Raw genomic sequence first — 20,171 nt, 5'->3', positions numbered from 1 at the left:
TTCTCTTGTCGGTTCATTGTTTCTCGCGGTACGCCACTCTCTGCTCGAAGGCGCCACTGGCATTGCCGCCCAGGGCAATGGAAAGTTGCACGGTGTCGAGATGCCGCGCTGTCTTCGCCTGGATCTGGCCGATCAAGGCATGCTGGTAGCCTCGCTCGGCGTCGAGCACCTGGAGCACACCGATTTCACCCACCTGATAACCCTGCCGGTTCAATCGCAGGCTTGTTTCGGCAGCACTCAATGCGTGCTCCTGCGCCGCATATTCCTCGGTGTCATGGTTGATGGCCTGCAGGACGTCCGCCACCTGGCCGAACGATTTGATGACGGTCTGCTGGTAGCTGGCGAAGGAAGCCTTGTAGCCGTCGATCGAGCCGCGACGATTCGCCTTGCGTGTTCCGCCATCGAAGATCGGTCCGGTCAAACCGGCGGCCAGTCCCCACAGAGTTCCAATGCCTGGGCCGGCCTGAGTGAGTGAGGCCGAGAGCGTCAGGTGCGGGTACATATCCGCCGTTGCCACGCCGATCGCCGCACTTGATGCATGGAGCTGGGCTTCTGCTTCAAGAATATCCGGCCGCTCGCGAGCGAGTTCGGAGGGCAGACTGACGGGCACATTCTCCGGCAGCGCGAAATCGCCCAGGTCGAAATTCGGTGCCAACCAGTCAGCAGGGCTCTTTCCCACTAGGATCGACAACGCGTGCCGCGCCACATCGCGTTGTTGGGCGAGCGGTGGTAGCAGGGTCTCGTCCTGCGCGAGCTGGGTCGTGGCCAAAGCGATATCGACTTGCGTGCTGCTGCCGAATTGATGGGCCTTGCGAACGAGATCCAGGTTCTTCTGATCATCCGTGATCAGGACCTGCACCGCGTCAATCTGTGCACGGGCGGAGGCCAACAGAATGGCCTCGCTGGCGACATCGCCGGTCACGGTCAGGTAGGCCGCGTCAAATCGATGCCTTTCGAGTTCGGCGAGCGCCGCACGCTCCTCGACCAGCCGTTTTGTGCCACCGAAAAGGTCGAAGTCGAAACTCACTTGCGGCCCGACCGAGTAGAAGTTGGACGCGGCCACGCCGCCCCCGTCGCTCGCCCGCTGCCGGCCGCCCTGAGCGCCAAACCCCACCTGTGGACTCAACCCACCCGCAGTGGCGGCGACGGCTTCGTTCGCCTGAGCGATCGTCGCATCCGCAGCTTCCAGATCGAGATTGCCGACGATGGCTTTATGCATCACTTCGTCAAGCTTCGCGGAACCAAGCGTTGACCACCAATCGCCATCCACTCGCTTGCCGAGCTCGACATGCGGCGCGCCAGCCGTCGTGTTGGTCCCGCCGAGTTTCTGTTCGGCCTGGGTATCGTAGTGTTGCGAAGGGGGCGCCGCCGGCCTTTCAAAGTTCGGCCCCACCATGCACGCGGATAGAAGCGCAGCCGTGGCGGTGGCAAGGGTGACCGTCCGGGCAAAGCGCCCCAACGGACTCGATCTAAGCAGTTTCATTTTGCGACTCCAGGAATGTTGCCGGAACGCGGCTTGCGTAGGAGAAGAGCCAGCGGACTCACAATCAGCATGGCGATCATCAAGAGCTTGAATTGACCAATGACCGCGACAAGCGCCGCCTGCCCCGTAATCAGCTCGTTCATCAATGCGAGTCCCTGTCCCGATAGAGAACCGGCCGCCTGACTCGCGATGCGGTACGGCCTGAGATTGTTGGCCAAAGCCAGGTGCATGCTCTGGGTATTGCTATAAAAGTAGAGCTGTACGATCGCGATGCCGATCGTGCTGCCATAAAGCCGCGACAGGTTGAACAGCACGGTGCCTTCTGCGCGAAACCTTGGGTCCAGCGTGCTGAAGGCCGCCCTGGTGAGTGCAGGCATCATCATGCCCAGGCCCGCGCCCTGGATGGCACCCGCTGCGACCACCGGCCACCAGTCCATCAACGGCGAGTAACCAAGCATCCGCCAGTTGCCGTAGACCACGAGAGCCAACCCGCCGATCACCAAGAGCCGGTTATCGATTCGTGTCGGCGCGCGCCACGTCAGCAGCAATGCACCCACCAGGGCAATGCCTCGTGGAATGGTGATGAAGCCCGCCGTGTCGGCCGGGTAACCGAGCAACTCCTCCAGCATGGGCGAAGTCAGCGCCAGGGTCGGCAGCAGCACGAAGCCGAAAGCGAAGAACATCACCGTCGCAACACTGAAATTGCGGTCCTTGAACAAGGCCTTGTTGAGGAAATGCTCGTCCTTCGTCAGCACATGCACGATATAGAGATAGAAACCGAGCGCCGATGCGATCGCCTCGGCCCAGATCTCCGGCGACGCAAACCATTCCATGCGTTCGCCGCGATCGAGCAACATCTGCAGCCCGGCGATACCTACCGAGAACGTCGCCAGCCCAAAGAAGTCGAAGTGCTCACTCTTGTGCAGCTTCTTCTCCTTCAGGTAGACACCCATCGCCAACGCGATGAACCCGGCCATCGGAAGACTGATATAGAAAATGGAATGCCACCCGACATATTCGCCGAGCCAGCCGCCGATAGCCGGACCACTCAGCATCCCGAGCAGCGCCGTCACACTCCATGCAATGCCGATGCGGCCGTGGCGAAATGGAGGCAATTCATGCAGCAGGATCGCCATCGATATCGGCGCGAGTGTGCCGCTCGCGGCGCCTTGAAGGATGCGGGCAGATACGAATTGCAGCGGCGTCGTCGCCAGCGTGTCGAGCATCAGTGCAAGGCTGAATAGAGCGATCGAGACCTGGAAGATCACCTTCCTTCCAAACCGGCCCGCGAGCCAATGCGTCATCGGCATGACGATGGCGCTTGCGGCGATGTAGGAGGAAAAGACCCAGCCGATCTCGTCGTCGGTCATCGACAGACCGCCCTGCACGTGCAGCACCGCCGCATTCGGGATCGAAATGTTCATCGCCTGCATGTAGGTTGCAAGCAGCGCAGCCACCACCAGGCTCCAGTGAGCTGTCACCTCGGTGCGTGGATCAGAGACAGAGTTCACTTCCCCGCCCCACCATCACGACTCACCGCAAAGCCGTCCTGCCGGGTATCGACCTGCGCGGTGACACTCATGCCCGAGTACAGCGGCCACTTCGGATCGACTTTGTCCAGCTCCAGCCGAACGGGCAAACGCTGCACTACCTTCACCCAGTTACCGGTGGCGTTCTCAGGTGGCAGTAGTGCGAATTCCGAGCCCGTTCCAGGGCTGATGCTGACCACGTGTGCCTTGAAACCGTGTCCCGGATAGCTGTCGACATCGACGATCGCCGCCTGGCCTGGCCGCATATGGGTCAGACCGGTTTCGCGGAAATTCGCCTCGACCCAGATGTGCCGACTCGACATCATCGAGAACACCGTGGCACCGCTGCTGACGAAATCGCCGGCTTGCAGATCGTCGACCTTGGTGACGACGCCATCGTCCGGCGCAGTGATCGTGGTATAGGAGAGATCAAGCCGCGCGCGATCGAGTTGCGCCCTGGCCTCGCGAACCGTCGGGTGCCGATCGACCTCGATACTCGGGTCGCCATCCAAACCTGCGATGGTGTTCGACACGTCTTGCTGCGCCGACGCAATGTGCTGACGCGCGACCATGAGGTCGGTTTGGGCCTGCTCGTACGATGAGCGCGAAGCGAAATCAGTGGCGAGCAGCGCCTTCTTGCGGTCGTATTCGTGCGAGTCGAAGTCAGCCGAAAGCCTGGCCGATTCAACATCCGCCAATTGCCGGCGATAAGTCGCCTTGAGCGCTTCGACCTGGAGGCGCGCGCTGCTGAGCCGCGCATCGGCCTGTTCCACTGCAATCCGGTAGGGCTGTGGATCTATCTGGAACAGCAGCTGCCCCGCACGAACCTGCTGGTTTTCCGTCACCGCGACTTTCACCACCTGACCAGGAACCCTGGCATTGATGGAGACCTTCGCGGCCCGCACGAAAGCGTCGTCGGTCGCAATGTCGCGCGCGCCATGCAGATATCTGGCACCGCCTCCCAGTACCAGCAGCAAGGGCAAGGCCACCATCAGCGGCCGGCGCAGCCGTGCCTTGATGCTCGGGCGTGCCTTCCCGGTGTGCTCGCTCGAACCCAGCCCCTCAACCGTTTCATCAAATTGTTGGCGCATCACAGATACCTATTGAGTGCAGGAATGACTCGAAAACCGACAAATGCGCGGCAACCGCGCTCCTCTGGGGTACGGCCCCTGGGCCGGTCGATCACCTTGCTCAGGGTGTTGATTCCACGTACGTTGAATTTTGTACAGGAACGGATAATAATCTCCCGAAACGCGGGAGGCAAGCTTTTTATGCGATCTAGTACAAAACATGACGATACCGAGAAAAAGCCGCGCGGGCGGCCACGTGCCTACGACCCCGAAACCGCCCTTCGGCAGGCGGCAGAGGCGTTCTGGAAGACCGGCTATTCCGGTACCTCACTGGACGATATTTCTGCTGCGACCGGCATGAACCGGCCGAGTCTTCGCGCAGCGTTCGGCGATAAGCACGAGATCTACGTCAAGGCATTGAACGACTACTGGGAACTCAAATTTGCGGCGCTGGATCGGGCTTTCGGGAGCGGCGGGACGTTGGCCGAGACGTTGACGCGGGTCTACGACGCGGCGCTGTCGATTTACTTTTCCGGCAGCGATCAGGTGCTTGGATGTTTCGTGGTTGGAACCGCCATTACCGAAGCCGCAGGCGATACCGAGATCCAGAGCATTGTCGCGGAGGGTTTTCGCAGGATCGATGCCGACTTCGAGGCGCGCTTCAAACTGGCGCGTGCCGTCGGCGACTTGAAACAGGGGGCAGATCCCAAAGCGCTCGCCCTGCTCGCCTCCGCGACAATGCATACGCTGGCCATCCGCGCTCGCGCGGGAACTTCGCGGAGTGAGCTAAAGAAGCTCGCACACAAAGTGGTCAGCGTGATCTGCGGGTGATCGGTCAGTGCGATCGGCATTCGCGAATTTGGCAAGGGTCCGCCTTAGAATCGAGCACAGTCATATTGCAGGCTTGAGAGGCATGTTGTGATCGACGAACTGCCCGACATCATCGCCGAACGCCTCAAGGTGATGTTCTGCGGGATCAACCCCGGATTGACAGCGGCCGCGACGGGACATCATTTTGCTGGAAGAAGCAATCGGTTCTGGCGCGTCATGCATCTCGCCGGCTTCACGCCTGAGGAAATTCGACCTGAGGAAGACCGTACGATCCTCAAGTACGGATGTGGTCTGACGACCGTAGTAAGACGGCCGACGGCACGGGCGGATCAACTGTCGCCGGAGGAATTCAGCTCCGCTGCCGTGCAGTTCGAGCAGAAGATCGCCCGGTACGCGCCACGTGTTGTCGCCTTTCTCGGTAAGGCGGCGTACTCAGCTCTTTCAGGGCGACGCGACATTGCCTGGGGATTACAACCGAACGGTATGGAAGGCGCTACCGTTTGGGTGGTGCCCAACCCCAGCGGAAGAAACCGCGCGTTCGCTCTCGACCGTCTGGTCGAAGCGTACCGCCAGCTTTATCTGGACACGGTGGCCGACGCCAATGGCGATGACTCCGCAAAGCCTTCACCCCGGTAAAGTCTCGAACAACCGAGACGGCGCTCGGGTCAGCCGGCGTTTCCAGCAAGGTGCGGCATGCATGTGCTGACGACACTTATGGGAGAGCTCGAGTGGTAGAAAAAAAACCTTCGTCGATCCTCTGGCCGGGCAAGCTCCTGTCGCGCGCCTTCTACAATCGTGCTGCCACCACGGTCGCACCACGACTGCTCAACAAGGTCCTTGCATCAGCGGATGGTCGCGCGGGCCGTATTGTGGAGGTGGAGGCCTATGTCGGCGCGATCGACCCGGCGTCGCATACGTACAGAGGGAAAACTGCGCGGAATGCCATCATGTTTGGGCCGCCAGGGCACATGTATGTCTACTTCACTTACGGCATGCACTGGTGCTGTAACTGCGTGTCCGGCCCGCCGGGAGATGGATGCGGTGTACTCATCCGCGCGTTGGAACCGCTGCACGGGATCGTGCAAATGCGCGCAGCCCGCCCACGGATAGCGAATGATCGCGATCTATGCCGTGGACCCGCTCGCCTGACTCAGGCAATGGGCATCGACCGGGCGCAAAACGGGATTGATCTTGTAGCCCCCCGGGATGGCTTCGCGATCGTCGACGATGGCATGGCCCCGCCCAGGGATCTAGTGGGCAGCACTCGTATCGGCATTAGCCAAGGCAAGGATCTCCCATGGCGCTGGAGCGTGCCTGGCAGCCGTTATGTATCAGGTACGGCGTCGCAACGAGGCTGACTCCCAGGCCGTATCTCGATGCGGCGCCGCCGGGGGTAATTTCATCGCTGCCTTCGGGCGTAGAATGACCTGCGGGAACGAAGGATGACCTTCCGATTGACTGCTCTCCTCTAGAAGGAGCATGAGCATGCACCCATCCCATTCTTTTCAAAGCGCAACCCTTCCTCTGGCCCACGGAACCGGTGCCATCCCGGCGCTTGGGTTTGGTACCTTGATCGCTGATCATGTCGCCGCCAGGCAAGCCATTAAAGTCGCGCTGGAAGTGGGCTTCCGGCTGCTCGACTGTGCGGAGCTCTACCGTACCGAAGACGTGGCCGGACATGCGATGCGGGAGGTGTTTGAGTCCGGGACGGTTCGGCGCGAGGATCTCTTCGTCACCAGCAAGCTATGGAACAGCAATCACCGTTCGGAGCGGGTTAAACCTGCTCTCGAGGCGAGCTTGCGTCGTCTGCAGCTGGACTATCTTGATTCCTATCTGATCCATACGCCCTTTGCCTTCCAGCCGGGCGACGACCACAACCCGAGAGACGAACAGGGTAAGCCGATCTATGACTCCGGAGTAACCCTGGTAGAAACGTGGCAGGCGATGGAGCGACTCGTCGACGAGGGCAAATGCAGGTCCATCGGTCTATCCGACATCACCTTGGAGAAGGTGAAGGAAATTGTCGCGGCTGCGCGGATCATGCCCGCTATGGTGCAGGTCGAATGCCACCCCTACCTTCCCGAATGGGAGTTGCTCGACTTCTGTCAGCAGAATGGGATCGTGTTGCTTGCGTTCGCGCCGCTAGGTCATGGGATGGAACCGAAAGTCACCAACGACCCGGTGATCAAGGCGATCGCTGAGCGTGTCCACAAGACCCCGGCCCAGGTCGCACTTGCCTGGGCTGTGCAGCGCGGTACCGCGGTGCTGACCACATCAACCAACCCCGAGCACATCCGGACGAATTTCGAGATTTCATCACTGCCGGAAGATGCCATGCGTGAGATCAGAGATGGCATCACGACGAACATCCGGTTCAACGCCGTGGTTGAGACCGGCGTCGCCGGATTTGTTCCCCGGGTTGGGTGAGCTGAGCGAGGCGAATGTTCGCCTCGCCGCCACGGTCCAGCACTCCATTGGAGATCCCACGGCTATCCGTCGTAGCGCAGAACCACCATCTTGTCCTGTGACATCTCTTCCATCGAATACGGGATGCCACCCACACCGTACCCGGACTGGCGCCGTCCCGCGAATGGCATCCAGTCAGTGCGAAACGCCGTGTGATCGTTGACCAGCACAGTGGAAGCATCGAGCCGTCGGGCGGCTCGCATGGCGGGCGCAATGTCTGCCGAAAACACGCTGGCCTGGAAGGCAAATGGCAGTGAGTTGGCGATGTCGATGGCCTTGTCGAGATCCCGATACCCGTAGACGCACGTCACCGGCCCGAATACTTCGAGCAGGGAAACCTTCGCATCGGCGGCTGGCTCGACCAGAACGGCTGGTATGAGCGTGGTCTCGGATAGACGGCCACCTCCGATGATCACGGTGCCGGCCGAAACCGCTTCGTCAATCCATGATGTCACCCGGGTCGCTTCATGCGGAGTGATCAGCGGACCCACTTCAGTCTCTTGCAAAAGTGGGTCGCCCACACGAAGTGATCGCACGCGTGCGCCCAGTCGTTCGACAAAGTCCTCCACGACATCCGCATGAACGAAGATTCGCTGCGTAGAGACGCACACCTGACCCGCGTGATAGTAGCCACCCTTGACGATCGGCTCGATGATCCGATCCAGCGGAGCGCTTCGATCGACAATGACGGGAGCGGCACCACCATGCTCCAGGGCGCAGCGTGTCCCCGGCGGGAGCTTGCTACGCAGATACCAGCCGACTTTTGCCGATCCGATAAAACTCAGGAAGGCCACGCGCGGATCCGTTGCGAGACGTTCCGCCAACGAGTTGTCGTCCGTGACGAAGGTCTGGCACCACGGTTCATCGAGACCGGCCTCCCGAAGAAGCGCGACAAAATCGATGCAGGACAACGGCGTTGCCGTGGCCGGCTTCACGATCACCGGGCAACCCACGGCGATCGCTGGCGCCACTTGATGGACGATCAGATTCAATGGGTGATTGAAGGCCGATATGGCAGCGACAATCCCGATCGGTTCTTTGGTCGTGAACGCCCATCGCCCATCGCTCGCTGCGGTGAGGCCCATGGGAATTTCCCGGCCTGCAAAGCTCCGCAGTTCATCAGCCGCATTACGCAATCCGTCGATCGCCCGGGTGACCTCGACGGCAGCATCGGCATACGGCTTTCCCCCTTCCCTTGCGATGAGTTGGGCGAAATGTGTTTGCCGCGCCTCGAGCAGGTCGACGGCACGCAAAAGAATGGCGCTGCGCTGATGGGGTTTGAGCCAGGCATCGCGATCTCGCAGCATCCGATTCGCCGCAGCGAGCTTGGCTTCGAGCGCCCGGGCATCGTCTGCCGGAACCTCGGTGATGACAGCCCGGTCAAACGCCTGCACCACCTGAAGTGTCTGTGCCATCGTCATGCTCCTTTCTCTACCGGTAAACGTTGACTCAACTCGTCAACGAGTACCCGCTTATTTTCCGAGTAATCGATGGGCACGACGACAAGCTGCACGCCCCCATCAGTAAACGCCTTCTCGAGGATCGGGCGCAGGTCAGCAACGGCATTGACCCTCGTTCCCGTAGCCCCATAGGCCTTGGCATAGGTGACGAAATCAGGGTTGCCGAAGGTCATGCCAAAGTCGGGAAACTGATCGACGGCCTGCTTCCAGCGAATCATGCCGAATGCGTGATCCTCGAGTATCAGCACGACGAGGTTGAGCTTGAGCCTGACGGCCGTTTCCAACTCCTGGCTGTTCATCATGAAGCCGCCGTCACCGCAAACGGCCATGACGCGTCGTTCGGGATACAGCATCGAGGCCATGATGGCTGCCGGCAATCCCGCTCCCATCGTCGCCAGCGCGTTATCAAGCAAAAGCGTATTCGCCACTCGTGTTCGATAGTTCCGCGCGAACCAGATCTTGTACATCCCGTTGTCGAGGGACAGGATGCCGTCTGCTGGCATGACCTCGCGCACGTCATGCACCAATCGTTGGGGCGTAAAGCGATCTTCGGTGGCACGTGCGGCGATCCGCTCCAGGATGCCTTCTCGCAATGGCAAGAGGGCCTGTGCATTCGGGATCTTGCCTTCAACACGATCTGCAAGCTGTCTCAGCGATGGTCCAAGGTCGCCGATAACTTCCGCCTGGGGAAAATAAACCAGCTCGACATTGGCCGGCTGATAGCCCACGTGGACGACCTTCGGTCCCTTGACGCCCATGATGAAAGGCGGCTTCTCGACGGTATCGTGACCGATGGTGACGATGAGATCGGCGCGTTCGATGGCTTCATGCACATAGTCACGTTCGGACAGTGCCGCGGTGCCCATGTAAAGCTCACTGCCTCCCGGCACCGTGCCTTTACCCATCTGTGTGGTGAAGTACGGAATTTGCGTACGCAGCACGAACTGGGCGAGATCCGAAGTCGAGCGTGGCCGCGATGCCGCTGCGCCAAGCATCAGCAGCGGAGACTTGGCCTGCATGATCATCTGTGCAGCGCGATCAAGAGCGTCCGCACTCGCCTGAGGAAATTCAATCGGGTGCGAAGGAACCAAGGGCACTTCACCGCCATCTTCAGCCGCGACATCTTCGGGAAGTTCCAGAAGTACCGGCCCCGGCCGCTCCTCTTCCGCCACGCGGAAAGCTTCACGGACCATCGCCGGTATCATCGTTGCAGAGATGATCTGACGTGAAAGCTTGGTCAGCGGCTTCATCGTCGAAATGATATCCACGATCTGGAAGCGTGCCTGCCGGGACGACCGAATGGCCTTCTGGCCCGTGATCATGATCATCGGCATGGCGCCTAGCAGTGCATAGGCGGCACCTGTCGTGAGGTTCAACGCTCCCGGCCCAAGCGTGGTGATGCACACACCAGGCTTGCCGGTAAGCCTTCCGTACGTCGCCGCCATAAATGCCGCGGCTTGCTCATGCCGCGTCAAAATGAGCTGAATCGATGACCGCCGAATGGACTCGACGATGTCGAGATTTTCCTCCCCCGGAATCCCAAAAATCCGATCGACGCCCTCGTTCTCAAGGGCTGCGACGAAGAGGTCAGAACCTTTCATGAGCTATCTCCAGGGAAAACTCGAAACAGGGCTGAGCGTATCGTGCCCATCAAGTATAAACCGCTAGCTTTGCACGCGGCCTGTAATAACGGCGTCAACCGCAGGCCTCAATCGTCATGGATTTAGTCTTCCCATGATCGTCTTTGTCGAACGGTTCGATTGGCGCGCACCATTGCCAGCAGTTTGGGCGGTAACGAGCCATGATCGCAGTGCGCAGCGCATCGTGGATCACCGTCGCCATGGAACGTTGCGCATCCTCTGGCCGCGGGCGCACGCATGAGCCTCGAGTTGTTCCTGGGGTGCGTGCCAAGACGCGGATGAGTTTGGCCCATCGCGCCGCACCCGTGCGGCACGCGAAAACTTTAGTGAATTCCCTCATGACGGTCGATGTCGAATTCGCCCCATGGCCGAGCACGTTACCGATTTGTCATGCCATGCAACCGCCTCATTCCCGCTAGCAAACGGCCGAAGATGCCGCCCGCCTCAACAACGGGTGATGGCAGTTCGTTCAGAATTTCTGCTTCCTGGGCCTGAAGTGCGATCAGGGACTCCAGCATCGCCCTGGCTACCTCAGGATGCTGTTGGAGAATCGGCGTAATGGCGTCCTTGCCGAGTCTGGCGATCGCAACCTTGCTGATCGCCCGCAGTTTTATGCCTTTGCTTACGCCGGTGAGAATTCCCGCGCGCCCCACTGCATCACCCGGTGAGAGCCGCCGAAGCTCAACATCACGTCCGTCATACGGGGTTAGCAATGCGGCGACCCCTGTCGCCACGATGCACAGTGCGCGATGCTTGTCAGGGCAGTCCGGTGCAACCTGGTAAATTATCTCGCCTGCCGAAAACTCTTCGTGCTTGAGCTCCTTCGCAAGCGCTGTAAATTGCGCATCGTTGAGCGCACGAAACATTTCGATGCCACGCAATAGCTTCTCTGCACGGTTTGGTGCAGGGTCATTGGCGGGCGGTTGCCCAAGCTCGACACCGTGAGCGTTGAGGTGCCGATAGGCCTGATCCATGATTTCGTTCTTGGTAGCAGATCGGCTTCCAGCGGATGCAACGTACGCAAGTATTTCGTACTCGACAAATTTTGGATGCATTAAATGCGTACTCACAACGGCCTTGGGTGTCTCAAGCACACCGACGGTGCTTTCGATAGCATCCCTGAGCGCGGCGATAACTCTGGCGGGCCGCACTCGTGGGGATATACGAATGGTTATAGTCATACCGTGCATCTGCGGGGGTCGGCTCTCATTGACGATATTTGCCTTTGACGCAGCGCTATTAGGGACTATGACAAAATTTCCCTGACCATTTAACAGCGTCGTCGCCCGCCAGTTCCGCTCGATAACCTCGCCCTGAATATCGCCGATCGTGACCGTGTCACCAAGATGAAAAGGTTGCGTCGCGTTGAGAACGACGCCGGAAAAAACGTCACTCAAGGTGCTTTGCAGCGCCAGACCCAAAATGATGGCCATCGCTCCGGACGTCGCCAGCAGCCCACCGATCGGCAACTCCAGGACATAAGCAACGGCAGCGAGGGCGGCGACCATAAAGACAATGGCACGCAAGATGTCCTGGAACAGATGTTCACGATGCAGTTCAGGTGAAAGGACCACCCGCGCCAACACGACCGATCCGATCTGTGCAGCTTGCAACCACCACAGCAACTCCAATCCTTGAGCAAATAAATGCCGGACGGGGTTGTCTGTCCAGGGAGCCACGTGCAGCGGGCTTAAGCCATATCTCCATAAAACGTAGCTCAGCGCCATGAAGAGCAAGGTGCGGATGGCTAGTCGCGCCACCTCATTTTTTAGCCGAAAGAAGCGCCATGCCAAAAAATCAAGGATCACAACGCTAAAGCCGAACAGCAATCCACTATCCATGAAATTCATGAGACCTCAATACGCTAAAGCTAGAGACCAGAAATAGTTTGATGGCCGCCCTCTCTACGCCGTGGCGCTCTTGCCGTCAGCGCGGCCTTGATGCTTACGGCCAGCTTTATATGCAAACAATCAAGTATCAGCATTGACATGTTCAAAGCGTCACCAATTATTCACTTCGCTTCGGCAGCTCACAATAGAGGAAGGAGGCTACCGAGCGACCTTCGGCGAAGGGACCCTGCCAGCAATCACAAAAGCGGCGGACCATGGATTGCTTCTCCTCCTGCATGCGCGACTTCCTGATGTTCCCGACCGTCACCAGCCCCAGCGCACCTCGGCGCCAAAATAGTCCGAGTCATGACCGCCTGCGCGATGCAGAGCCGGCGCCACGAAGTAACGATCAAACTCCATGCCGAATGCGAGACTACGGGTCGCTTTCCAGTTCAGCTGCAGCTGTCCGTAGGTGCTGCTGCGACGCCCTGGCTCTCCCGCCGTGCCTGGAACCGGGATGTCCGGCTGCGCATAGATCGCATCGTGCGTGGTCTGCCGCCAAAGTGCGCCAACTGCCCCCTCTAACTTCACGTCTTGCATGGGTGTCAGCGTCAACGAAGGCTTCAGATGGATGAAATTGGTGTAGCCGGTGTAACCGGATAAGGTCTCGTAGTAGCCGTTCGGGAACAGGGGATTGAAGGTCCCCACTTGCCCGTCGGAAAGATTGCGGTCACCCGATGCCGCGTCAAGCTGAATGCCGAGGCGCGGGCTCCAACTCACATCACCGAAAGTAAAGCCGGTCAGCGAGCCAAATGCCCATGCATCTACATCCTTCGCCCCGATGCTCCCACCCTGCTTCATGCCTTCGATATCCCAATCAAAACCATTTGCGCTGCCGTTGTAGTGCACGTCGACGTTTTGGCGCTCCTCGTTACCGGATCCTGCCAGGAAATGCGCATTGTCCTGCCGGAAGTCAGACAGGCTGATACTGAGTTCGCTGGTAGCCGTGATACGCCGCTGGGCGCGGATGCCGCCGAAGGTCAAATGACTGTTGCTGTAGTCATCGAAATCGGACTGGTTTCGGTATTGCACCGGCTGGCTGGCGAAACCAGTGAAACGCCACCCACCACGCTCGTAGTCGGCCCAGACCGCATCGTAGGCCTGGCGCACATTTGGGCCATCGCGTACCGAGACGAAACGCTGGAGGTCGAACGCGATCTCCTGGCGCCCCACCCTCAACTTGAACAATCCACCATCGACATCAGCCTGGGTATCAAGAAAGAAAAGCCGCAGGTCGAGTTTGTTCGCGTCGACCGGCGAAGGCTTGGCCAGGCCCGGGGCGAGTGCATTTTCCAGCTGCACAAAGATGCGGGTGTTGTCCGTGAGGTGTGCGTCCGCGTGAAACTCCAGACGATGCAGCAGATAGTCCTGACGATGACCACCCACGACACCGAACAGCGCAGGGTCGACGCTGACAAAGCGTTCGCGCAGGGTCACGCCAAATGACAGGTAGCTCTTGGGATTGGTCTTCGACAGTGATATGTACTTGAGTGCGTCACCGGGCTCGGTCCGGAGCCGGGGATCGGCGAGAACGGACCAATCTTCTTGCCAGCGGTAGAAGCCAATGGCCGGTCGCTGCCGGGTTTGATCCGTCGGCACAGCTACATCTTGAGCCAGCACGAGATGGCTGCAGCTCACCAGGCAAGCCCCTACCAAGAGCAGCGCGCGAGCGGTCGGCACGGACACTCCGTCTACTTCGGCAACACGGCGTCGAATCGTTTCATGGGCGTCGTCCCCAAGCGTTTGGATGTTCGTAAAAGCGCTGGCGCGCACCCAACGATTTCTTCAAAACGCGCCGCCACAAGCCATCAACTAATGCATTTTTGGCGCGTGGATTTCTGCGATGTAACCGCCCGGAAATTGCACTATGGCCGAACTTCGGTCGCTGGCCTCGAATCGCGGAACCAACACCTTCGCCCCATTGGACGCGGCCTTGGCCAGCGTTGCGTCCAGATCCTTGACCTCATAGCCGCTGATTTCGTGGCCAAACGGATACGGCAGATGCCCGTCCGTCACATTGACCTGCATCTTGCCAAACCCTGACTCGATACGGATTCGCCGATAGGTTTCCCCGGGTCTGCCGATTTCGCCCGCGTCAGCTTTACGGTCATCGGAAACCACCTTTCCATGCGAGAAGCGCAGCCAGTCGCGAACGAACACGTCCGCCGTATCGCGCGACACATAGATCCGGTTGTCCGGCACCGTCTCAAGGACTCCATAGGCCGGTGCAGTGAAGTGCCAATAGAACTGCATCTTGACGCCGCCCGGCCACTGCACCACCGCGTCGAGGCCGATCGGATCCTTGAACTTGTCGACGATCACCTCGGCACCGGCGACGCGTGCATCCTTGATCGCCTGATCCATATCGGTCACCAGGTAACCGGTACGTTCCTGACCGAACGGATACGGGATCGGCGTCAGGAAGGCGAACGTCGACAGCGTACCCACCGGCGTCCACACGTATTGGCCCTCAGTACTGCTGGGTACCGGCAATACATTGAAGGTGCCGCGTTTGGATGGCTGGCCACCAAACGTGCCTGTGAAACTGTTGACGAAAGTATCGAAATCGCCCGGCGCGATATAGACATGGGTAGTGTCATATTGCGGACCGACGGCGACGCTCGGAGCGTTGGCTGCGGCCTCCTTCGCCAGACTGACCGAAACAGGCGACGTCGACAAAAGCGCGATCACGGCAACGGCAATGGTCGTGCGAACAACGTTGTTGAATGACTTGATTTCCATAAAGCGCCTCTTCCGATGGGTTAGATAGAGCCATGGGTTAGATAGAGCCTAGACATCGCGCCTCTTGGCGGCGTAGCTGTACAGCGCCGCAAAAGCCATACCGGCGATCAGGGCAATGTGTTCCATGAAAACGTTCATCTCGGCAAAGCGTTCCGCGCCGTCCAGTCTCCAGAAAGCATGTGCCAGATAGGTGGCGAATGCCGTAAACACTGCCAGCGCCCCCGCCCCCAGCCACGCATACCGATTGCAAATGATCGCAAGCGATCCGCCCAACTGCACGACCAATATAAGTCCATAGAGCAGCCACGATGCGGGCAACCCCGTCGCATGCATTTCGGCCAAAGCTGCCTGTGGGTGCAGGAGTTTGTCGACGCCGCTCCACCAGTACGGTAGGGTCAAAGCGACCCGAGCCAGCCACACCGTCGCGGGCGCCCTGAGGATAGCGGCGATGACGGCCGGTGTATCGCTGATGTATCGCGAGGTGTTCATCTCACACCGCCCAGCACGCGCATCCGAGCGCACCCCAGAACGACTTGAGGTCTGACTCCGATATAGGGAGCTTGGCGGACCAAGCGCTGATGTGGCTGTGATCGTGGATCGAGCATGCGTGGGCACAGCTGCAAGCGTTCGAGTGGATCTGGCGCGCCGCCATGGGCGTGGCATCCTGCCAGGCTGCGTAGCCGCCGAATACACGCACCGGCGACCAATCCGGCATCGCAGGGGGTAGCGGAGTCTCGTCCAGATGGCTGAAGCCGCCTGCCGCGAAAACGACCTTGCCACCGACGATCGTCAGGTCCGACGTCATGTCGGCGATCTCGCTATCGGCACAGGCGAAGTAATCGCGGCTGGGCACGACGAGATCCGCGAGTTGCCCGACCTTGACCTGCCCCTTCTTGCCCTCTTCATTGGAAAACCAGGTCACGTACTGAGTCCACATGCGTAGCGCGGTTTCGCGATCCAGACAGTTGCGCTGCGGATAGAGGCGAAGGCCACCCACGGTCATGCCGGTGGTCAGCCAGGCAAGCGATACCCAGGGGTTGTACGACGCGACGCGCGTGGCATCCGTACCGGCCGACACCTTGATGCCCTTCTCCAGCATCTTGGCGATGGGTGGCGTGGCGGAGGCTACGGCCGCGCCGTAGCGCTCCACGAAATACTCGCCCTGGTAGGCCATGCGGTGTTGCACGGCGATACCGCCGCCGAGTGCCGCGATACGGTCGATCGATGCTTCCGAAATCGTTTCGGCGTGATCGAAGAACCAATTGAGCCCCTGCAGCGGGATATCGCGGTTGACGCGCTCGAACACATCCAAAGCGCGGCTGATCGTCTCGTCGTACGTCGCGTGCATGCGCCATGGCCAGCGATTCTCGGCCAGCAGGCGCACGACATCTTCAAGTTCGCCTTCCATGGCCTCGGGCATATCGGGCCGCGGCTGCCGAAAGTCTTCGAAATCCGCCGCCGAGAACACCAGCATTTCGCCGGCACCGTTGTGGCGGAAGTAGTCGTCGCCCTGCTTGTACTTGGAGGTTTTCGTCCAGTTGAGAAAGTCGTCCTTTTCCGCCTTCGGTTTCTGCGTGAACAGGTTATAGGCCAGGCGGATCGTCAGCTGGCCGTCGTCGGACAGCTTCTGGATCACGGCATAGTCTTCCGGATAGTTCTGGAAGCCGCCACCTGCATCGATGGCCCCGGTCACGCCGAGTCGGTTCAGCTCGCGCATGAAATGGCGTGTGGAGTTGAGCTGGTAGTCAAAGGGCAACTTCGGCCCTTTGGCCAAGGTCGCATACAGGATCGCGGCATTGGGTTTGGCCAGCAGCAGTCCCGTTGGATTGCCGGCCTTGTCCCGCTCGAGCTGGCCGCCCAATGGCTCGGGCGTTTCCTTGGTGTAGCCCACCGCCCGCAATGCCGCGGCGTTCAACAACGCGCGATCGTAGAGGTGCAGCAGAAACACCGGTGTATCCGGCGCCACGGCGTTGAGTTCGGCGATGGTCGGCAAGCGCTTCTCGACGAACTGATGCTCAGTGAAACCGCCAACCACACGCACCCATTGCGGTGGCGGTGTGACCGCCACCTGCCGGCGCAGCATATCCATCGCGTCGGCAAGCGAGCGTACGCCGTCCCAGCGCAATTCCATATTGAAATTCAGGCCGCCACGAATGATGTGCAAGTGATTGTCGATCAGACCCGGCAATACGCAGCGCCCCCCGAGATCGACGATTCGCGTTTCAGCGCCGGCCAATGCACGCACATCTTCGTCATCACCGACAGCCACCAATCTTCCGTCCGCTATCGCCACAGCACTTGCCTTAGGCTGGTCCGGATCGAGCGTCGCGAAGCACCCATTGAGCAACAGCAGTTCCGGCTCGGCACGCTTGGTGTTCATGGCGCTTCCTCCTTATTCGTATTCCTGGCGGTCGCGCTCGTTTGCATGCCTTGTGGCAACTGTCCGAAGCAATGCGGCTTAACCTGCTGCGCCACCCATGCGGTCGTGCTCACCTGCCGGCCAATCACCTGTTTGACCAGCGGCGGAATCTGTTCGCCGGCAAGAATGCCAAGCAAACCCACCAGTGCGATAACCGGCGGCGCGGGCGAGCGGACATGCACAAGGGCGTAGACCACACCGACCAACAGGCCGGCGGCGAGCGAAAACAGATAAGGCTTCATGTCAGATCTCCCGCGGTGGAATCGAAAGGCTCATCACCATGGCAAGCGTCATCTGCGAAAGATCAGCCGCCCTCGCTATGGAACATGGTCTTGGCGTAGATCACGCCAAGACCATAGGCGCCGCCGTACAACTTGGCGATACCGGTGGTGCTGTCGTAGGTCTCGGCGCGTCCCCAGTCGCGTTGCAGCTCCAGCAGATATTGCAGAGAAGTCATTGGCCGCACGCCGGCCTGGACCATTCTTTCCATCGCGCGGTTATGTGCCTCTATGGAAACATCGCCACAAGCATCCGCAATGACGTATGCCTCATAGCCTTGCTCAATGGCAGACAAGGTGGGCCCGACGATGCAAACGGACGTCCACAAGCCGGCGAAAACCAAACGACTCTTGCCGATGGCGTTCACCTGCTTGATCACGCCAGCGTCTTCCCAGCTATTCATCGACGTACGGTCAAGCAGCTTCTGGCCCGGAAATGGATCGGTGACTTCGGCAAACATGGGGCCTGAGAAGCTCTTCTCCGCGACCGTCGTCAGAATGGTCGGGACTTTGAAGCTTGCCGCAGCTCGCGCAACCAGGGCGGCGTTGTTGCGCAGCGTGATCGCATCGATCGAATGGGTCGCGAAAGACATCTGCGACTGAAAGTCGATGAGGATCAATGCATGATCCTTAGGCGTTAGAAGTTGGGAACCGGGGGTGGCTTTTGCTGTGAGTGTCATGGCGATCTCCATTCAAGCAGGTAGCAACGGTAACCGACTGACGTTTCGATTTCGGAAACGACTCAGTCGCGGATGAAAGCAGGTGTTTCTTTGTAGAACTCGTTCTTTCCCATCCATTCCCCCAAAGCCCAGCGCGTTGGCGACGTGAGCGGCAGAAGTAGTGGTCCGCACGGGCCGGCGGTGAGGCTGCCCTGGTCGTCGACCAGCGGCGCACCGGTATCGGTGCTCAGGATCTGGTTATCTCCATTCATGAAGACACTGCACCAGCGAAGACCTGGTACCCGCTGGGTCAACGTTGACGATGCGAGAGGTGCCAAGGGAATGACGTGGGTGGTGCGACAAGTGCTATCTACGTGCATTCGCATGGGTGATCTCCCATGTGCAACTCGGCCAGACAACCTACTCGTGAGCGTCAGACCAGGAGTGGGTAGCATCGAGGAAGCGATCCACATCGTCTTGTTGCTTTGTGACATGGCTTGACTAAAAAAAACATGCAAATCGGCGTTTCCATCCGACTCGAAGGCCCTCGCGGTATAGACCGCCATCGATGGACACAGGCAGTAGGAAACGCCCCACCTTATGAAGAGCCTTTCGATGGCGACCAGGGCCGCAGATTTGGCCTGACCCGTCGCTTTACCAATGATGCGGGGCTCATGTTGGGCCACCAGACCGTTAGCAAGCCAGACGTAGGTAAAGATGTGAACCTGCGTCTTGGTTGACTGGCATGGAGCGGTCCGGACCTCCTGCGCGGACGGGCTGCATGGCCTGGCCGATGGAAAACCAGGGACGCTACCGCCCTCACCCGATGCAGCGGGTTCGCGCTGCCAGGGCATCGAGGGCCGTGGAGGAATCTGGGGCATTCCCCGGGACACTCCTTTGCCGCGACCCTACTCCTTCCCGATTTTTATTCCAATTACTTGTTCTGGAGCGTCATGCTCGTGCGCGGATTTTTTGCCGGAAGACCTCGGCTTGAATGTGCCCGCGAACAGCCTCGACCGTGACGGCGCGCCCCTCGAGCATACCTCGCACGGAAGACGACCCTCGCAGCTCAGCGCGCCAAGATACCTCGTCCCCCCGAGTGTCGATCTCGCATTGGACGTCAAGGTTTTCGCTTCTATCGTCCAGAACCATGAAAGTCAAAAGCACGCACGAACTCCCCGCTGTTGCGCCACAAAAAGCTCGGACGGAGTTCGCCGTACGCGACGGTAGCTCCCCACATGATCACGCCGTCCGAGCTTTGCGAAGTGCGGCGTGTTGATGTGCACAATCAAGAAGCGTGCCAGCGATCTTGGCGCTAGCCACGGGGCGGTAGGCGCTACACGCGGACATCTTGTGACGCGATTGAGGCAATACGTCATCACATTGCCACCCTGGAGAACCGCGGCTGAGCCAGGGAAAGGACGAGAGCATCGCTTCCCCGGCGACGCTTCTGTGCCTTCAGGCTAGCGGTCTAGATAGGCAGATCTTCGGCGAAGGGAATGCGCCAGCATTCGTGGAGAAGCTCCACGTGCTGCCGCTCCGGCGAAGCGCCTTGGCTCGCCTCTTCCCGCTCGGCTGTGGACGAGACTCGATGGGGCGTTTTGGCTATATCCGACGGTTTCATAATCTCCGAATGCAGCGCAGAATTGGATGGCGACTCAGGAATAGGCCTTGTGGCCTTAGTTCAGCTGTTCGGGAAGACGGG

Annotated in this window: 18 protein-coding genes; 4 read left to right on the top strand and 14 right to left on the bottom strand. The window is 59.7% G+C overall.

The genetic code is table 11. From position 1 onward, the window contains the following. Positions 1 to 13: 13 nt before the first annotated feature. The 3 genes from HDE77_RS10885 to HDE77_RS10875 are packed head-to-tail and all read right to left on the bottom strand — an operon-like array spanning position 14 to position 4,103. Complete coding sequence (locus tag HDE77_RS10885) at positions 14 to 1,483, bottom strand: efflux transporter outer membrane subunit (protein WP_184417347.1); 1,470 nt, start codon at positions 1,481 to 1,483, stop codon at positions 14 to 16. After that, entirely contained in the window at positions 1,480 to 2,994 is a 1,515-nt protein-coding gene (locus HDE77_RS10880) for a DHA2 family efflux MFS transporter permease subunit (protein ID WP_184417346.1), read from the bottom strand. The genes HDE77_RS10885 and HDE77_RS10880 overlap by 4 nt, the downstream gene beginning before the upstream one ends. Beyond that, positions 2,991 to 4,103 carry an HlyD family secretion protein gene (locus HDE77_RS10875; protein WP_304625220.1) on the bottom strand — a complete coding sequence of 371 codons (1,113 nt, stop codon included), beginning with the start codon at positions 4,101 to 4,103 and terminating at the stop codon, positions 2,991 to 2,993. The genes HDE77_RS10880 and HDE77_RS10875 overlap by 4 nt, the downstream gene beginning before the upstream one ends. A 24-nt stretch (positions 4,104 to 4,127) precedes the next feature. Here HDE77_RS10875 and HDE77_RS10870 point away from each other — a divergent pair, with 24 nt between their 5' ends. The 4 genes from HDE77_RS10870 (at position 4,128) to HDE77_RS10855 (ending at position 7,340) form a co-directional block, all read left to right on the top strand. Further along, the gene (locus HDE77_RS10870) at positions 4,128 to 4,913 is read left to right on the top strand and encodes a TetR family transcriptional regulator (protein WP_255482657.1); all 786 of its coding nucleotides are present in this window, start codon (positions 4,128 to 4,130) and stop codon (positions 4,911 to 4,913) included. Positions 4,914 to 5,000: 87 nt separating this feature from the next. Continuing rightward, complete coding sequence (gene mug, locus HDE77_RS10865; RefSeq protein WP_184417345.1) at positions 5,001 to 5,549, top strand: G/U mismatch-specific DNA glycosylase; 549 nt, start codon at positions 5,001 to 5,003, stop codon at positions 5,547 to 5,549. A gap of 92 nt (positions 5,550 to 5,641) precedes the next feature. Further along, on the top strand, positions 5,642 to 6,271 hold the full coding sequence (locus tag HDE77_RS10860; RefSeq protein ID WP_343206092.1) for a DNA-3-methyladenine glycosylase: 630 nt from the start codon (positions 5,642 to 5,644) through the stop codon (positions 6,269 to 6,271). A 127-nt stretch (positions 6,272 to 6,398) separates the two neighbouring features. Then, positions 6,399 to 7,340, top strand: a complete 942-nt coding sequence (locus HDE77_RS10855) for an aldo/keto reductase (protein WP_184417344.1) — start codon at positions 6,399 to 6,401, stop codon at positions 7,338 to 7,340. 62 nt (positions 7,341 to 7,402) lie between these two features. On the opposite strand, the gene HDE77_RS10850 is transcribed toward HDE77_RS10855, so the two are convergent. The 11 genes from HDE77_RS10850 to HDE77_RS10800 all read right to left on the bottom strand — a co-directional run bounded on the left by HDE77_RS10850 (position 7,403) and on the right by HDE77_RS10800 (position 18,738). Continuing rightward, positions 7,403 to 8,794 carry an aldehyde dehydrogenase family protein gene (locus tag HDE77_RS10850; RefSeq protein WP_184417343.1) on the bottom strand — a complete coding sequence of 464 codons (1,392 nt, stop codon included), beginning with the start codon at positions 8,792 to 8,794 and terminating at the stop codon, positions 7,403 to 7,405. A gap of 2 nt (positions 8,795 to 8,796) precedes the next feature. After that, positions 8,797 to 10,440, bottom strand: coding sequence for an acetolactate synthase large subunit (locus HDE77_RS10845; RefSeq protein WP_184417342.1), 1,644 nt, complete (start codon positions 10,438 to 10,440; stop codon positions 8,797 to 8,799). A gap of 94 nt (positions 10,441 to 10,534) precedes the next feature. After that, positions 10,535 to 10,681 (bottom strand): hypothetical protein, encoded by a 147-nt coding sequence (locus HDE77_RS10840; RefSeq protein ID WP_184417341.1) that lies wholly within the window; start codon positions 10,679 to 10,681, stop codon positions 10,535 to 10,537. Between the two features lie 175 nt (positions 10,682 to 10,856). Then, the gene (locus HDE77_RS10835; RefSeq protein ID WP_184417340.1) at positions 10,857 to 12,329 is read right to left on the bottom strand and encodes a mechanosensitive ion channel family protein; all 1,473 of its coding nucleotides are present in this window, start codon (positions 12,327 to 12,329) and stop codon (positions 10,857 to 10,859) included. Positions 12,330 to 12,632: 303 nt separating this feature from the next. Next, positions 12,633 to 14,048 (bottom strand): alginate export family protein, encoded by a 1,416-nt coding sequence (locus HDE77_RS10830; RefSeq protein ID WP_184417339.1) that lies wholly within the window; start codon positions 14,046 to 14,048, stop codon positions 12,633 to 12,635. A gap of 132 nt (positions 14,049 to 14,180) precedes the next feature. Next, positions 14,181 to 15,110 carry a glyoxalase gene (locus HDE77_RS10825; protein ID WP_255482656.1) on the bottom strand — a complete coding sequence of 310 codons (930 nt, stop codon included), beginning with the start codon at positions 15,108 to 15,110 and terminating at the stop codon, positions 14,181 to 14,183. A 48-nt stretch (positions 15,111 to 15,158) separates the two neighbouring features. Further along, a complete protein-coding gene (locus tag HDE77_RS10820) occupies positions 15,159 to 15,599 on the bottom strand; it encodes a DoxX family protein (RefSeq protein WP_184417338.1) in 441 nt (146 codons plus the stop codon). 1 nt (position 15,600) lies between these two features. Then, positions 15,601 to 17,490, bottom strand: a complete 1,890-nt coding sequence (locus tag HDE77_RS10815) for an amidohydrolase (RefSeq protein ID WP_184417337.1) — start codon at positions 17,488 to 17,490, stop codon at positions 15,601 to 15,603. Next, positions 17,487 to 17,771 carry a XapX domain-containing protein gene (locus HDE77_RS10810; protein ID WP_184417336.1) on the bottom strand — a complete coding sequence of 95 codons (285 nt, stop codon included), beginning with the start codon at positions 17,769 to 17,771 and terminating at the stop codon, positions 17,487 to 17,489. Before HDE77_RS10810 ends, HDE77_RS10815 begins: the two co-directional genes overlap by 4 nt. Positions 17,772 to 17,833: 62 nt before the next feature. Beyond that, positions 17,834 to 18,487, bottom strand: a complete 654-nt coding sequence (locus tag HDE77_RS10805; RefSeq protein WP_184417444.1) for a hydrolase — start codon at positions 18,485 to 18,487, stop codon at positions 17,834 to 17,836. A gap of 62 nt (positions 18,488 to 18,549) precedes the next feature. Next, the gene (locus tag HDE77_RS10800) at positions 18,550 to 18,738 is read right to left on the bottom strand and encodes a hypothetical protein (protein WP_184417335.1); all 189 of its coding nucleotides are present in this window, start codon (positions 18,736 to 18,738) and stop codon (positions 18,550 to 18,552) included. Between the last annotated feature and the right edge of the window lie 1,433 nt (positions 18,739 to 20,171).

It is taken from the genome of Rhodanobacter sp. MP7CTX1 (assembly GCF_014205795.1).
In the GTDB taxonomy this organism is placed as follows: domain Bacteria; phylum Pseudomonadota; class Gammaproteobacteria; order Xanthomonadales; family Rhodanobacteraceae; genus Rhodanobacter.
The sequence above is the reverse complement of the archived record's forward strand: the minus strand, read 5'-3'. Positions and strand labels throughout refer to the sequence as shown.

Excerpts from the sequence above, each read along its gene's own strand:
- HDE77_RS10885 (WP_184417347.1), bottom strand. The coding sequence starts at position 1,483 with ATGAAACTGCTTAGATCGAGTCCGTTGGGGCGCTTTGCCCGGACGGTC.
- HDE77_RS10875 (WP_304625220.1), bottom strand. The coding sequence starts at position 4,103 with ATGCGCCAACAATTTGATGAAACGGTTGAGGGGCTGGGTTCGAGCGAG.
- HDE77_RS10870 (WP_255482657.1), top strand. The coding sequence starts at position 4,128 with ATGACTCGAAAACCGACAAATGCGCGGCAACCGCGCTCCTCTGGGGTA.
- HDE77_RS10855 (WP_184417344.1), top strand. The coding sequence starts at position 6,399 with ATGCACCCATCCCATTCTTTTCAAAGCGCAACCCTTCCTCTGGCCCAC.
- HDE77_RS10850 (WP_184417343.1), bottom strand. The coding sequence starts at position 8,794 with ATGGCACAGACACTTCAGGTGGTGCAGGCGTTTGACCGGGCTGTCATC.
- HDE77_RS10845 (WP_184417342.1), bottom strand. The coding sequence starts at position 10,440 with ATGAAAGGTTCTGACCTCTTCGTCGCAGCCCTTGAGAACGAGGGCGTC.
- HDE77_RS10840 (WP_184417341.1), bottom strand. The coding sequence starts at position 10,681 with ATGGCGACGGTGATCCACGATGCGCTGCGCACTGCGATCATGGCTCGT.
- HDE77_RS10835 (WP_184417340.1), bottom strand. The coding sequence starts at position 12,329 with ATGAATTTCATGGATAGTGGATTGCTGTTCGGCTTTAGCGTTGTGATC.
- HDE77_RS10825 (WP_255482656.1), bottom strand. The coding sequence starts at position 15,110 with ATGGAAATCAAGTCATTCAACAACGTTGTTCGCACGACCATTGCCGTT.
- HDE77_RS10820 (WP_184417338.1), bottom strand. The coding sequence starts at position 15,599 with ATGAACACCTCGCGATACATCAGCGATACACCGGCCGTCATCGCCGCT.
- HDE77_RS10815 (WP_184417337.1), bottom strand. The coding sequence starts at position 17,490 with ATGAACACCAAGCGTGCCGAGCCGGAACTGCTGTTGCTCAATGGGTGC.
- HDE77_RS10810 (WP_184417336.1), bottom strand. The coding sequence starts at position 17,771 with ATGAAGCCTTATCTGTTTTCGCTCGCCGCCGGCCTGTTGGTCGGTGTG.
- HDE77_RS10805 (WP_184417444.1), bottom strand. The coding sequence starts at position 18,487 with ATGACACTCACAGCAAAAGCCACCCCCGGTTCCCAACTTCTAACGCCT.
- HDE77_RS10800 (WP_184417335.1), bottom strand. The coding sequence starts at position 18,738 with ATGAATGGAGATAACCAGATCCTGAGCACCGATACCGGTGCGCCGCTG.